The organism is Clostridium sp. AM58-1XD (assembly GCF_003464085.1).
In the GTDB taxonomy this organism is placed as follows: Bacteria; Bacillota; Clostridia; order Lachnospirales; family Lachnospiraceae; genus Lachnoclostridium_A.
On record NZ_QSDR01000010.1, the window covers coordinates 60,258 to 73,849 of the forward strand.

Here is a 13,592-nt window from a genome sequence, read left to right on the forward strand (position 1 = left end):
CTACGCGCAGCTGTCAATCTGCTTCTATTCCTTTTTCATATAAATCGCTTCAAATTCCTTCACCGGCAGCGGTTTATTATAATAATATCCCTGGATATACCAGCATTCCAAACGTTTCAGTACTTCCAGCTGCTCATACACCTCTACCCCCTCGGCAACTACTGTAATTTCCAGCTCTCTGCAGAGATTCAGAATGTTTTTTACGATAATCCGCGCATTCTCATTGCTGATCAGGTTGTTCGCCAGTCCTTTGTCCAGTTTCAGTGTATTAAAATGAAGGGCGGACAGAAACGACAGGTTGCTGTACTTGGAACCGAAGTCATCCAGGGACAGGCGGCAGCCGGCCTGCCGGATCTGGCTGCCGATAGCCGCGATGGTATTGCGTTCCACTTCTCCCAGACTTTCCGTAATCTCGATTTCGATCAGTGACTTGTCCGCTTCATATTTTCCGGCTATCCCGTCCATCTGGGCGATCAGATTTTCCTCCAGCAGGGTGGATCTGGAAAAATTCAGCGAAACGGGAATCCGCGGCAATCCCCGCTGCCTCCATTCCGCCTGGACGCGGCACACTTCCTCGAACACAAAGAGATCAATATGGTGGATCAAACCGGCATTCTCCAGATATTGTATGAATTTCCCAGGAGCAACCAGGCCTGCAGTGTCATCCTGATAGCGCACCAGCGCCTCCGCACCGTAGAGACTTCCGTCCCTGCTGTCAATCTTCGGCTGCATATAAACGAGGAACCGTCTCTGGGACAATGCTTTTAAAAGGCCTTTCAGGATCTTAGCATTTTTGCGCTTATGGCCATACTGTTTTTCCTCGTAATAATTCTGCTTTGCAATCAGGCGACGCTCATCTGCGCTTATGCTCAGAGAATTGAGGCTGATATCCGTATCGCTCCAGGCGGTCCCCATAGAAATGCTGCAGATATCTTTTAGTCTGTCACTGGCTTTATGCGCTCTGGACAGAAAAGTATCATAAGCAATATTTTCACAGAGAGCCAGGAACTCATCTCCCGTAAAACGGTATATTTTAAACATGGACAGCTCTTCCTTTAGAATTCGGGCAATATACCGGACAATATCATCACCGTAGGAATTTCCATGGTTCCGGTTAATTTCCTTCAGTCCGTTAATGTCCAGGGAGATCACCCCCAGTGAAATCAGCCCCTCCTCCTTCAGTGACTCAGCGTAGTCCTTATAGCTGTTCCTGTTCAGCATGCCGGTCATTTCATCGTGGTAGCTTAAATATTCCTGGCGCTTCTGTAATCTGCGTTTGATCAGTTCATTGGTCAGAAAATAGAGAAGCCCGTCTATAGCGGAGATATTGCCTGTATTCTGCCTGGGATTGTCTATCCTAATGTATCCTACCAGCGTACCGTCTTCCACCAGGCTGGATGTGAAGAAGGAGAAGACACCAATACTTCTCAGATATCGGCAAAGTTGCGGATCATGTTCCTCGAATGTATCCAGATTCTCAATATAGCGCAGCTTTCTCATTTGTTCTCCCGCAGGCAAAGACAGGCTTCGGGGACATAGAAAGGTACTGTCAAGGGTTCGGATGGAGCGTTCCTCCTCCTTCTTCCATTCATATAGTTCCAGCAGGTCTGCGGTCTCCCGCTCCAGCTCCACCACGTATGCGCGGTCCGCGCCGTAATATCGGCCGATCTCTTTCAACGTATTCTCCATGGATTTGCGGAAATCCGCAGAACCGGTCAGGAAAAACAGGCACTTTAACAGAATATTCTCCACTGGATTCTCCTGGATCGAAGCCAGGTGCATGGGGCCGGAAAATGATGTTTTGTCCAGCAGCGCCTGTTTGTCCATATCCTGGCTGTAGACCATGCAGCAGTTTCTTCCGTCGGCCTTGGCTGCAAACAGCGCGGTTCTCGCCTTCTGATACAGACTATTAAATGCCAGAGGCTCCCCGTTTCCAAAAACAATTCCGACGGAAACAGTGACCGGGATTCTGACCTGTGGGAACATATAGGCTGGTTGATATCCTTCCGCACATTTTCCGCGTATTGCATTACTTCTTCCGCCGAAGGGCTGTCATACAGAAGCACCACAAATTCATCGCCATAAAACCGCCCTACAATCTTTAAACTGGAGGAACAGGTATTCAGTAGATTTCCCATTTCCTTCAGGATGTTGTCCGCCGCAGCGTATCCGTCATCATGGACGATACCGGTAAAATTATCTACGTTGAATACCATCATGGCATAGTTACTTTTCCGTTTCTGTTCTTTATGAACCGTCTCTTCAATCATGAGGATTGCCGTTTCTTTATTGTAGACACCTGTCAGCATGTCCCGCTCCGCCCGGTTCTTCAGGGCCAGCTCAATATTCTTCCGCTCATCAATATCCTGAAGCGTCCCATATACGTAGAGGCTGCCATCCTGGGCATTGCGCATCAGACGCGCGGAAGCACTGACCCAGAAGAGCCTGCCGTTCCTATCTCTCCTGCGGTATTCACAGCTGATCATGGTCATCCCATTCTGAAATGCGCTGTAGAGCGCTTCTTTACTCATGGCATTCAAAAACCGCACCCTGTCCTCCTTGTTTGCCACATATAGATTGTGCAGCCGCAGCAGGTCATCATAAGTCAGATCGTCTCCGTACTGATCTGTGTCCGGCCCGTCAATATATTCTACCCGGTTTTGGTCCAGATTGCAGCGAAAACAGATAATCATTCCTGCATTCATCATCATGCGCAACTGCATATCCTGCTGGTAGAGCATTTCCGCTTTCTTCTGATTCGTAATATCCTCTCCCACAGCCACAGCATAGGCCGGAGCGCCGTTTTTGTCATAGAGACTTGTATAGTTGATTCGCTCCCACCACCATCCGGACAGATCACAAGTGCGGGTCAAAATATCCGCCTGAATGTGAGGCTCCCCCCTGTCCAGTTTCTGATACATCTCAATCAGATCCTGACGGCTGGAAGGATGCACACATCCCTTATCCAGAAGCGACTCCGGCACCCCTTCCAAAGTTCCTTTAAAGGAATGGTGTTCCTCTGCACTTTCCGTCAAAATCAGCGTATGGTTTTTCACATCATATTCCCAAACATTGATATGTGTCTCTTTGAGCGCCGTTCTGTATACCAGCTCTTTGTGGGCAATCTCATCCTCCAGCCGATGCTTCTCCGTGACATCGATGACGAAGCCGTCCATCACCAAGCCGTCCTCACTTTTTTCCAGCGAAGCGTTTACCAATATCCATTTCAGCCGCCCTTTCCCGGTAATGATCCGGAGTGCCCACTGGAAATAGTCCTTATGATCCGCCCTGGCTTCCTCCAGAAGCCTTCTCGCCAGCAAGCGGTCATCCGGATGGATAAAGGAAACCACCTTATCGTCCATGGCCGCCACATGCTCGCGGCTCGTCTCAAACACATGGTAGAAGATATCATTCGCATAGAGCAGTGGATAATTGCCGTCCATGCTGATGACAAATGCTCCGCCGTTGGACGCGTTCCTGTAGATAGTCAGCTGATTTTCATATTCCTTCTGTTCACTGATATCGATTCGCAGGGAAAGTACCGCCTCCTTCCCATCTGAGGTCTGGATTTTCTTCCCCTTGTCACTGACCCATATCAGCTCTCCGTCCTTTTTAATCATTCGATACTCCGTTTCATATTCCCCGCCTGCCTTCAGGCTTTTAAGAATATGGGCAGTCACCTGTTTCCGATCCTCCTTGTATATCCCATTTGCCGCATTGCCCTCTATAAAGTGATCGTATTCTTCCTGGGTTTCAAAGCCCAGATATCCCAGCATCCGTGGATTAATAAAATACAGTGGAAATCCATCCCTCAGATATACCCCCAGCATCCCGCCGGGAATGCTGTCCATCAGAAACGATATTCTTTCGTTATTCTGTTTTTGAAGAATGGCAGAATTGTACTGCTTCACCAGGAACAAGTTCAGAATTTCGCTGGCCATAAAAAGTGTATATCGTTCCTCTTCCACATCCTGACGGGTATTATGACAGTCTTCATAGCCTATGAGGTTCATTACCTGATCTTTGTCCCCCAGCCAGCATAGGAATATAGCTTTGACATTCCGCTCCTCCAGCCATCCGCGAATCTCCGGATCCTCTACCTTTCCGGCATCCGGAATCGCCGTGCCTGAGATTTCCGGTGTAATTTCCCAGTTCAGGGAATACAGACGGTTTAAGGACTCTTCTTTTGGAAGCGTTTCAGCGCTGCACCAGCGATAGATGTTTCTGAAATCCTCTCCGCCTGTTTTTTGGCAGATGTAGATACGGTTCGAATGCAACACCCGCCCTATATAATCCAGTAAAATAGGAATCGCCCTATGGGTATCCGGGTTTTCCAGAAAGATTCGAAACATGTATTCAATAATATGGTCATGAAAGCTCTTCTGCATGGAAAGGAGGGGCCGGTGGCTGACAGACAGGAACCTGGTAGGCAATTCCCCTTCGTTGTAGAAACAGTACATCCCCTTTCCCTGCCTTTTGGCGTGGTACATCGCCGCATCCGCCTTGGAAAAAAGGGTGGAAAACTGGTCTCCGTGATCCGGATAAAAGCAGGCCCCTATGCTGCAGCTGAACGTTCGTTCCATTCTGGAGGAATGTTTCATCATGTTTAAAATGTCCTCCAGTTTTTGGGTAACATTGTTCTTTTCCCTGAGATGCGGCATGAAAACCAGGAACTCATCTCCCCCAAACCGTGCAATAATATCTCCATGGCGGAAGATTGTGAGCAGGCCTTCTGCAATATCCGACAACACGGAGTCCCCATAGAGATGACCCATGGTATCGTTTAACCGCTTAAAGTCATCCACATCAATGATAATCAGTGCAGCCAGCGCCTCGTTATGTTCTATGTATTGATTGATGCGTTTCACACTTTCCCGCCGGTTTAACAGTCCGGTGAGCGGGTCCAGGTTGGCAATCTTCCTCGTCTCCAATATCTCAGTCTTTCTCTGATGGATGTCCGATATAATTCCCAGTATTTTCAACAATTCGCCTTCTGGGCTGCGCATTACTGTGGCATGGACATCCATCCACAGATAATATCCGTCTTTGTGTTTAATTCGGTATTCCTGCTGCATCCGCTCACTTCCCTGCAACAGGCCCTGAAACTTCTGCCGGAGCACCGCTTTATCGTCCTCATAAATAATATCCGTGCTAAACATTGAATCCGGGAATCCTTTTACCGGAATCTGATATCCGAATTTCTTTTCAAAATTAGGTGAATAATAGATATCAAATGTTTTGCAGTCCAGCTCAAAAATAATATCCTGCATCTGTGAAAGCACAATTTCATATCTCTGTTCGCTGATTGCAAGCTGCTGCCGTTCTTTTTTAACATCCGTGATATCGTGGAAAATACAATGAAAATATGGTCCGCAATCCCGGTTCTCCCTGAGTTCCGCGCTGATCCATACCCAGCGGATCTCTCCTCCCTTCGTATTCAGACGATTTTCATACATGAACACATTTCCTTTCGCCAGCTGTAAAGCAATCTCCTTTTTAATCATCTGACGATCATCTTGATAAATGCATTCGATCAGATGGTTGTGAAATATCTCTTCCATCTCATCTCTGGTATACCCCAGGAAATCACAGACATTATCCGCACGCAGAAGCGTGAAATATTCATCGTATATACAGTCAAAATATCCCCCCTGGAATTTTCTTTCCCCATTTTCTATCTCTACTTTTTTCAAGCAACTCCCTCCTCTGTTCCATCCAATAATTCTATGTGTCCGCCGTAAATAAACAGGGCGTTCTCTGGCAATACTGTTCACATATCTATTTATTCATAGTAGAAAAATCAATTAATACAATAATTAATAATTATACCACCATTTATTTTAATAATAAACAAAAATTCATAGTGTTACTACCAATTCTTTTTGATTTTTGTAGATACAATATTAACTTGGGAGGATAGACACAATGGATGAAATTGAAAATTATGAAAACTTTCTCAGAAACAGAATTACGGAGCTCAGATTACTAAAAAATGTTTCCGAGCATCGCATGAGTCTGAGTTTAGGTAAGAGCGGTTCTTATATACGTGGTATCACCAACGGCTCCACTTTACCGTCTCTAAGAGAGCTTTTTAATATAATCACCTATTTCGATATGACACCGGAAGAATTTTTTACGGGGGCGGACGACGAAAGCCCGCGCACAGCCATATGGAAAAAACTTTTGGTATTTGACGAAGAAGATCTGAAAAAAATAGAGTTGTTTATCAACTGGATCCAAAAATAATAAAAATCAGGGTCTCCAGGACTCCTGATATCAGGCTGCAGACCATCGACCTCATTCGGGAAGGGGATGCTGTAAAACTAGAATAAGCCAGTTTTGCAGTACCTCCTTTTTTGTAACGCAAAATAAGAAAAAATCCCGCTCGCGGGATTCTCCGCCTGCAGTGGGTCGCTTCATCGGCATCATTCCTTACCTTCGCAGGATGACCCTGCCCGGAGGGCTTTTTAGTTACATCGGATAGTTCGGAGAACTATCCGATGTAACTAAAAAGCAGGTTCCGAAGAACCTGCTCAGACTGGCTAAGAGTCCTTATCAAGCAGCTACAAAATAGAGGTTCCAGTTTTCCCGGCCGCCGTACTGGAACGATATATGGTGTCGGTATCTGAGGCATCGCTAAAATTACTTTTGCGGCGTCCCCTGTTCATCAATCAGGCCATACAGCTTCTGAAGCGCTTCTTTAATACCTCCGACCTCATTGATCAATCCCTCTTTTACCGTTTCTTCTCCTACGAGAACGGTCCCCAGATCCCTGGTCAGCATTTCCGTATTGTGCATGAGCTGTTTCAGCTTATCATAAGGAATTGTGGAGTGATCCGATACAAAACTCAAAATTCTATCCTGAATCATATCGAAGTACTCATATGTCTGTTCTGCTCCGATCACCATTCCGCTCATACGGACCGGATGAATCATCATCGTTCCTGTAGGCACAATAAAGGAGTAATCTGTACAGACCGCAAGCGGAACGCCGATGGAATGGCTGCCGCCAAGCACGAGTGAAACCGTAGGCATACTTAAGGAAGCAATCATTTCGGCAATAGCAAGGCCGGCATCCACGTCGCCGCCTGAGGTATTCAGCAGAATCAGAAGTCCTTCAATTTCGTGGTCATCTTCCAGTTCCGCCAGTTTCGGCAGCACATGGTCGTATTTCGTCGCCTTGCTGTTGCTGGGCAGATTTTCATGGCCTTCGACTTCACCGATAATCGAGAGAAGGTATATTTTCTTTCTGGCGCGGTTGGAATCCAGTACTGCCTGTCCATATTCTTCCAGCTTGGCGTCCTTCTTCTCGTCCACTTCTCCCTGCTTCTTCTGCTCGTCCAGGTTGTCTGCTGTTCTGCCGTCATCCCTGTCGTTTTTATCGTTTTTGTCACAGATTCTGTCGTTTTTATCGCTTCTATCATTTTTATCATTTCCGTGATTCTTTTTATTTCCCATGGCTCTGCGCTCCTTTATTAACAAGATCAAAAAACTTTTTGATCCCAATCTCATAGGATAGGATGTGAAGAATCGCCGCGATTTATTCCTTTATAGCGAAGTATGGCGAAAAGATTCTCACTTTAGGGCCGGAGAATATGATATAATGACCACAACGTGGTCTTTATATCTGCGCATACCGGTTTCTGTGTTCACCGCAGAAATCCGGGCGCTAAATTCCACCGAACTTTTAAATTCGAATATCTAAAATATGGAAAAGAGGTCAATTATGAAAAAAACCGTGTTATTTCTAATTCTGGATCAATACGCCGATTGGGAAGCCGCCTATTTATCCGCACTGCTGGCCGCCCTTGGGCAAGACCGTTTTTCTGCCAAAACCGTTTCCCTTACGACGGACAGCGTCCGGTCCATCGGAGGCTTTACCGTTCTTCCTGATTATGATATCCAGTCAGCTCCGAAAGATTTTGAAGGTTTAATTCTCGTAGGCGGAATGTCCTGGAGAAAAGAGGAGGCGCGGCAGGTAGAACCGCTCGTCCAAGCCGCTCTGGACAGAAAAAAGGTTCTGGCCGGCATCTGCGATGCTTCCGGATTTCTTGGTACCATGGGCGTCTTAAATCATATCCGCCACACGGCCAACGATCTGAACGACTTAAAGCAATGGGCAAAAGAAGCATATACCGGGGAAGAACACTACGTCATGCAGCCGGCTGTCAGGGACGGCAATATCGTCACAGCCAACGGTACTGCTCCGCTGGAATTTGCCCGGGAGGTGCTGACCGCACTGGAGGCTGCACCTGAAATCAATATTATGGAATGGTATAATTTCCACAAATACGGTTTTTATGAGGCGCCCATGCCGGGAGTGTAAGTGCTTTGTTATATGAACAGCATCGTTGTTTTTGCCACCTTAGATATCAGCAATATAATTCTTATAAATTTTCCACATAATTATAATACATAAAAAGTGCCTCTGATACCGGTTTTGATTCCTGGCAGCAAGCCAAGTCACCGTCCCGATATCAGGGGCACTATTTTTGGTTATTTCAAGCAGCGCATTCATATGTAGAGAGGCTCTTGAGAACGATATAAAATTAAAGCATAATTAATATGTCCAGCCTGTTCCCGTGCCGTTCAGCAGATACTTCTGACGGTTGGCCGGGGTGTTGTCTACGAAGACTAGTTTGGGATAGCTTTTCATATAAGTGTTATAATATCGGTCTAGCGCCTCCAACTCAGCCTCTGAATCCGGCGCCTGTCCCGGATAAAACGCACCTGTTTCAATTTGAGAGCCATCGAATCTGCAGCGTTCTATATAGTCTCTTCCCCCTCCTCCATAGAAGTAAAGTGCCATTTCTTTTCCAGCTGTATTAACCGCTATCTCGCTTCCTTCATGCAAATCCCAAATCTTTCTTATAGAGCCGTCAAACCGGAAGTAATCCACACAAAGATCAGGCGCTCCCGGATTGTACTGTACGAATAGTTCGTTGATCCCGTCTCCATCGATATCCTGACAGGCAAACTGTATATATTTCTGCCGTTCGTACTCCCCTACAAGCTCTGTCGGCACATATCCATCCAACAGCTCCGCAAACGCTTTCATCGCTCCCGCGCTCCTTAAAGCAGACGTGTCGAACAGCTGTCTCTCGTTTCCGCCGTTCAGATCGCTGACCATGATCGGCGACCACTGAGAAGATGTATCTCTTGTATAGATCTCTCCATCGACTATGGAAAAGCTGCCTGAATTCTGAATAACAACGCGGTTGCCCCTTCCGTCCAGGTTCATTCCATATAGACTGCTGTCATTTCCCATATAGTAGACGGTATTATTAAATATCGTAGGAGTTCCGCCATGGAAAGCCAGTTCTGCATCGCCTGATCCATCAATCCGTATTCTCTTGACAGTACCGCCTTCTGTATAGTAGACCCAGCCTTTATAAATGGTAAATGGACTGAAGTCCCATCTGATACCGTCTCGTATGCATTCTCTTTCGCTTCCGTCCAGACGACTTCTCCACAGGGATATCTCATCCCAGCTTGTATTTATATCAATAGCCTGATAATAAATATAATCTCCTGCTATGGCATAATACTGCATACATTGATTATCAAGACCAACATGAACAGCTTCTCCACCGGAAACAGGAAGCGCCCTCGCCCATCCAATCGTTTCCGGCGCATTCCAGTAATAGACGAGTCCATCTGCATAGCCCATAAGGAAAAGCGCCGAGTCGTACTCTGCCAGCTGCATGGAATCACTTATCATCTCACGTCCCGTACCGTCTGTGTTAATTCTGTATATACCTGCTCCTACCAGCCCATATGCTACATAATAGATCTGATTATCTACCAACAGAATATCTTCATCTATCAGCACATCATCACAGATCTTCGTCAAATCACTGCCGTCTTTCCTGCAGTAGTACAGCTTATTTTGATCGGCCGCATTTGCAAAGTACAGCCACTCCCCATCAGACTGAATCCAGTCGGCCTTTATCCCTCTCTCGGATATCCTGGCAAGGCGTTTGTCCTCTGTCCACCAGCTTTTTCCTTCTGCGCTGCCATAGACCTCCTGAACCGGAACAATGCTCTCATTTCTCAGCTCAAATACTTCCCAGATCACACCCCGTTCTTCCGGCACTCGGAAAGTTTTTACAGGCGCGCCGTTGTGATATACGGTAACGGAAGCTCTGGAATCCGCCATCTTAGAGGAAGTCTGGTCTTTTCCCTGAATATCCGAATAATTGCTTACGTAATACTTATAGCTCCCTGCCTTAGGCGATGTCAGGGAAATGATTTCGCATGCGTTCCCGCCCTCTCCGTCATAGAGGAACCGGCCGCCTGATGCATCGCTCCTGTTGATCGTATTGATGCAGTTTCTGTCGCCTCCGGCCGCCTTGTCCGGCGTAAATAAAGAACTGTCCAGGTCGAGAGGTTCTTCTTCTGCAGAATCCCATGTCAGAACAATCGTCCACTGGCTCCCTCCGCCTGATGCGCTGTTATCTGAGGAATCCGACGCTGATCCGCCACCATTCTCACTATCGTCTTTTGCCATGGAGTATACGGACATTTCCTCCTGATCTCCATTTGCGAGAAAGACGGTCCTGGCTGTCATAAATCCTTCTTTTTCAAATACAGCCGTATAACTTCCGGACGGAAACTCCGCCGTTACGGTTCCGTCTTCCGATATCTCTGCCTGACCGACAGGCTCTCCAAAAATACAGTTCACCCCAGAATAGACCGAAACATCTGCTCCGCCAAGGGCCGGGAGCTGTTCTTCCGTCGCGTCTTCCGCAAAAGCCCGCGCCGTCACTTCTTCCTCGCTCTGCGGCTTCATCTGGTAGACGTGAAAGGTCACTTTATGCTTTTCCTTCTTTTTGCTGTCCGCTATGAGCACCGTATCTTCCTGGTCCGCTTGCTGCTGTGCCCCCTCAATCAGCGATGGTTTCATAAGCGACTGAATCCAACCTTTTTTCTGGAATACGAGGAAATATTCTGCTTGAGCGTCGTCTGCCGCCCAGGCGTACCGTCCCTCTTCATCCGTCATTACCTTTATTTCCGGTTTCTGACCTTCTCCGCTCTCAATGATACCAATTCCGACCTCTACGCCCTCTATCGGCTCTCCGTCTTCATCCGTCACCCGGCCTGCAACAAGAACGACCGGTTCATTGGCCGTCACAGCGTCAAAGGTATTGTAGGCTTCGTTTAATACCTGCGCTTCCTTTTCATCGTACTGGCTCTTTCCCCGTCGGAAATCGCCTGATATCCCCACTGGGTATACCATGTGTCTTCCGGGGTCAGAATCCACTGGTTCACGACAGACGGTTCATAAATCCAGCGCCATTTTACCATCTGATCATTTGTAAAATAATACCGTTCGCCCACTTTATCGATGGACGCGTATGTAGGCGTATAGACCGTATCACTGCGCCGGAACACGAAATTCGGTTTTCCATCCCTGTAATAATAATCGCTCAATTCCAGGCTGCCGTCTTCCATATGCTCGATCGATACGATTTTGTAAATTTCATCCGTTTCTGAATCCCTGTATACTTCATATTCGATCGTATTTCCGTTATCGTTTCGTTTCAGCTCGATCCTGGTCATGGCGCATGCAGCGATATGGTTATCATCTTCCCCGCCTACGTCTTCCAGCCAGTAGAAGAGCGTCTGATCCCACACGGCCGAAAGATCGCGGCCGGCTGGCTGATGGTTCCGCGCGGAAAGATCGACGGTTCCTCTGTTTTCCGGCTGCAGGTAATTTTCCGCCAGCTCCGCCTTTGCCAGGCTCCATGTCTCTTTTGAATTGTTTTTCAAGTATCTAATGCCAAACAGAACCCCCGCAGCCAGGATAATCAACAGGAATATACCTCCAACGGCCATGGGAAGAACTGATTTTTTACCTTTTCTCTTATCCTTATTTACCGTTTTCGTTGCCTGATTCTCTGAATACGGCTTGCTCATATCCCATCTGCATTCCTGACAAAAGACCGCGTCCGGCAGATTATGGCAGCCGCATCTGGGGCATATTTTTCCTGCTGGCTCTTCTCCACCTGCCCCTTCATATTCCGCTCCATAATCCTGGATCTGCGCTTCTTCATATCGGTTTCCGCATGCTCCGCAGAATACGGCTTCATCCGGCATCTCATGACCACAAAAACTGCATTTTTTCATAATTCTTATCCCCCATAGTACCCGTATATTTAAATCTCAATTTCATCTTTCTGTCTATTCCATGTGCTGCTTTCACACCGTTACTGCACCTGGCCGGCTTCTGATTTTACCTGATCCTCCCATGTATACCAGGAAGAATTGCCCGTATCATTATCGTGTGTCTGCTTCTGACTGTCGATCCATCGGAACATGGTTCCGCCGCTGAAATAAAAGCGGTTTTCCACTTTTTCCTGAAAATAAAATGCGAAGATTAGATTTCCGTTTTCATAGTAATACTCTCTGGCCCAGGGGCTGCCGTCCGTTCCTGACGTTACGGAATATTTCATCAATTTTCCGTCTGCAGAACAAAAACGTGTCACTCCGCTTCTCACGGTCGTCTTCTGATATGTCTGGAATTCGTTCTGTATCTTGGAGTATACGGCGCGTATTCTCTTCACCTCGTCCTCAATCTGACCGGAAGGAAGGGCGGTCGATGCGACTTCCTGTTCCATCCAGGAATAGAGCGGTTGATCCCATCGTTCCTTATAAGATTCCATTGTGTAGAGAACAGGGCTGGCCGGATTGTACGTCCAGGTGGTAATCCTCTCCCCTCGATTTACCACGCGGTCGCTGCCGTCTGTCAGACGTTCTTCACATGGAACGGTCACCGTCAGCATTTTTTCATCGAAGCTGTATGACGGCTCAAGAAAGTCAACCTCTGTCGCGTCCATTCCGTCTCCAAATCCCGGCCCGTAAATTCTGCCGTCTTTTTCCGCATATCCTAAGGCTGCATCGGCATCTGTAATTTCAAAGCTCCATCCGTATACCTTCTTCAGAAACGCCTTCATAGCGTCTGCATCGCTGCTGACATATCCCCATCCCTGGATTCCGTCAATTCCCTGGTTCTCCCATCTGGATTCCGGATACAGAGATTTGTTCTTTCCTTGTGCAGAATGCATTCCTGTATCATAAGCGATATAATTATAGGTATCCAGCATCCTTTCATGAGGTACGTTCTGCACAAATACCTCGCCTGACGAATCTGCATTGTAAGGAAGCAGACAGATTCCGTTAAATGTCAGATCCCTCATCATTTCCTTCTGCTCTTCGTCCGGAACCTGGATCTGTTCTGCAGAACCGACAGTTCCAGCCGTTTCTGCCGTCCTTAAACTCTCTGTTGATTTTTCATTTGCCGACGCCTGAATCTCAGTTGAATCTGAACCTCTGTCTGTTTCCTGAGAGACATCATTTACCGCCGCCGGCTGAACTTCCTTTGTTCTCTCTCCGCCGTCATCCTTCCCCTTTATAAACATGAGCAACACAACGAGTATAATCAGCACGATAATTAAGGTCGTCCCGGCCAGAATCATCGTAATTTTTCCAGTCTTTTTTCCGTCATCCTGCTTTGCCCCGCAGTATGGACAATGTTTGACTCCCTGCGGTATTTCTCTTTTGCAGTTTTTACATGTCATTTCATTTTTCTC

The 13,592-nt window shown here is 47.1% G+C and carries 8 protein-coding genes; 2 read left to right on the forward strand and 6 right to left on the reverse strand.

Annotated elements, in window-relative coordinates:
- Positions 1-24 precede the first annotated feature (24 nt).
- Together DXA13_RS07960 and DXA13_RS07965 are read right to left on the reverse strand one after the other, a co-directional pair.
- Entirely contained in the window at positions 25-1,845 is a 1,821-nt protein-coding gene (locus DXA13_RS07960; protein WP_181995569.1) for a bifunctional diguanylate cyclase/phosphodiesterase, read from the reverse strand.
- On the reverse strand, positions 1,734-5,693 hold the full coding sequence (locus DXA13_RS07965; protein WP_118243195.1) for a PAS domain-containing protein: 3,960 nt from the start codon (positions 5,691-5,693) through the stop codon (positions 1,734-1,736). The genes DXA13_RS07960 and DXA13_RS07965 overlap by 112 nt, the downstream gene beginning before the upstream one ends.
- 232 nt (positions 5,694-5,925) lie before the next feature.
- Here DXA13_RS07965 and DXA13_RS07970 point away from each other — a divergent pair, with 232 nt between their 5' ends.
- Complete coding sequence (locus DXA13_RS07970; protein ID WP_118243197.1) at positions 5,926-6,246, forward strand: helix-turn-helix transcriptional regulator; 321 nt, start codon at positions 5,926-5,928, stop codon at positions 6,244-6,246.
- Positions 6,247-6,642: 396 nt separating this feature from the next.
- On the opposite strand, the gene DXA13_RS07975 is transcribed toward DXA13_RS07970, so the two are convergent.
- Entirely contained in the window at positions 6,643-7,458 is an 816-nt protein-coding gene (locus DXA13_RS07975) for an ATP-dependent Clp protease proteolytic subunit (protein ID WP_118243199.1), read from the reverse strand.
- A 268-nt stretch (positions 7,459-7,726) separates the two neighbouring features.
- On the opposite strand from DXA13_RS07975, the gene DXA13_RS07980 reads away from it, so the two are divergent.
- Positions 7,727-8,326 carry a DJ-1/PfpI family protein gene (locus DXA13_RS07980; RefSeq protein ID WP_118243201.1) on the forward strand — a complete coding sequence of 200 codons (600 nt, stop codon included), beginning with the start codon at positions 7,727-7,729 and terminating at the stop codon, positions 8,324-8,326.
- Positions 8,327-8,560: 234 nt separating this feature from the next.
- Here the strand turns inward: DXA13_RS07980 and DXA13_RS07985 are convergent, their stop codons facing one another.
- From DXA13_RS07985 to DXA13_RS07995, 3 genes are all read right to left on the reverse strand, one after another.
- Positions 8,561-11,239, reverse strand: a complete 2,679-nt coding sequence (locus DXA13_RS07985; RefSeq protein WP_118243204.1) for a DUF5050 domain-containing protein — start codon at positions 11,237-11,239, stop codon at positions 8,561-8,563.
- Positions 11,161-12,129 (reverse strand): zinc ribbon domain-containing protein, encoded by a 969-nt coding sequence (locus DXA13_RS07990; RefSeq protein ID WP_118243206.1) that lies wholly within the window; start codon positions 12,127-12,129, stop codon positions 11,161-11,163. The genes DXA13_RS07985 and DXA13_RS07990 overlap by 79 nt, the downstream gene beginning before the upstream one ends.
- An 80-nt stretch (positions 12,130-12,209) precedes the next feature.
- Positions 12,210-13,580 (reverse strand): zinc ribbon domain-containing protein, encoded by a 1,371-nt coding sequence (locus DXA13_RS07995; RefSeq protein WP_118243208.1) that lies wholly within the window; start codon positions 13,578-13,580, stop codon positions 12,210-12,212.
- Positions 13,581-13,592 lie beyond the last annotated feature (12 nt).

Coding starts and splice junctions, on each gene's coding strand:
- DXA13_RS07960 (WP_181995569.1), bottom strand. CDS start 1,845: ATGGTCTACAGCCAGGATATGGACAAACAGGCGCTGCTGGACAAAACA.
- DXA13_RS07970 (WP_118243197.1), top strand. CDS start 5,926: ATGGATGAAATTGAAAATTATGAAAACTTTCTCAGAAACAGAATTACG.
- DXA13_RS07975 (WP_118243199.1), bottom strand. CDS start 7,458: ATGGGAAATAAAAAGAATCACGGAAATGATAAAAATGATAGAAGCGAT.
- DXA13_RS07980 (WP_118243201.1), top strand. CDS start 7,727: ATGAAAAAAACCGTGTTATTTCTAATTCTGGATCAATACGCCGATTGG.
- DXA13_RS07985 (WP_118243204.1), bottom strand. CDS start 11,239: ATGGTATACCCAGTGGGGATATCAGGCGATTTCCGACGGGGAAAGAGC.
- DXA13_RS07990 (WP_118243206.1), bottom strand. CDS start 12,129: ATGAAAAAATGCAGTTTTTGTGGTCATGAGATGCCGGATGAAGCCGTA.
- DXA13_RS07995 (WP_118243208.1), bottom strand. CDS start 13,580: ATGACATGTAAAAACTGCAAAAGAGAAATACCGCAGGGAGTCAAACAT.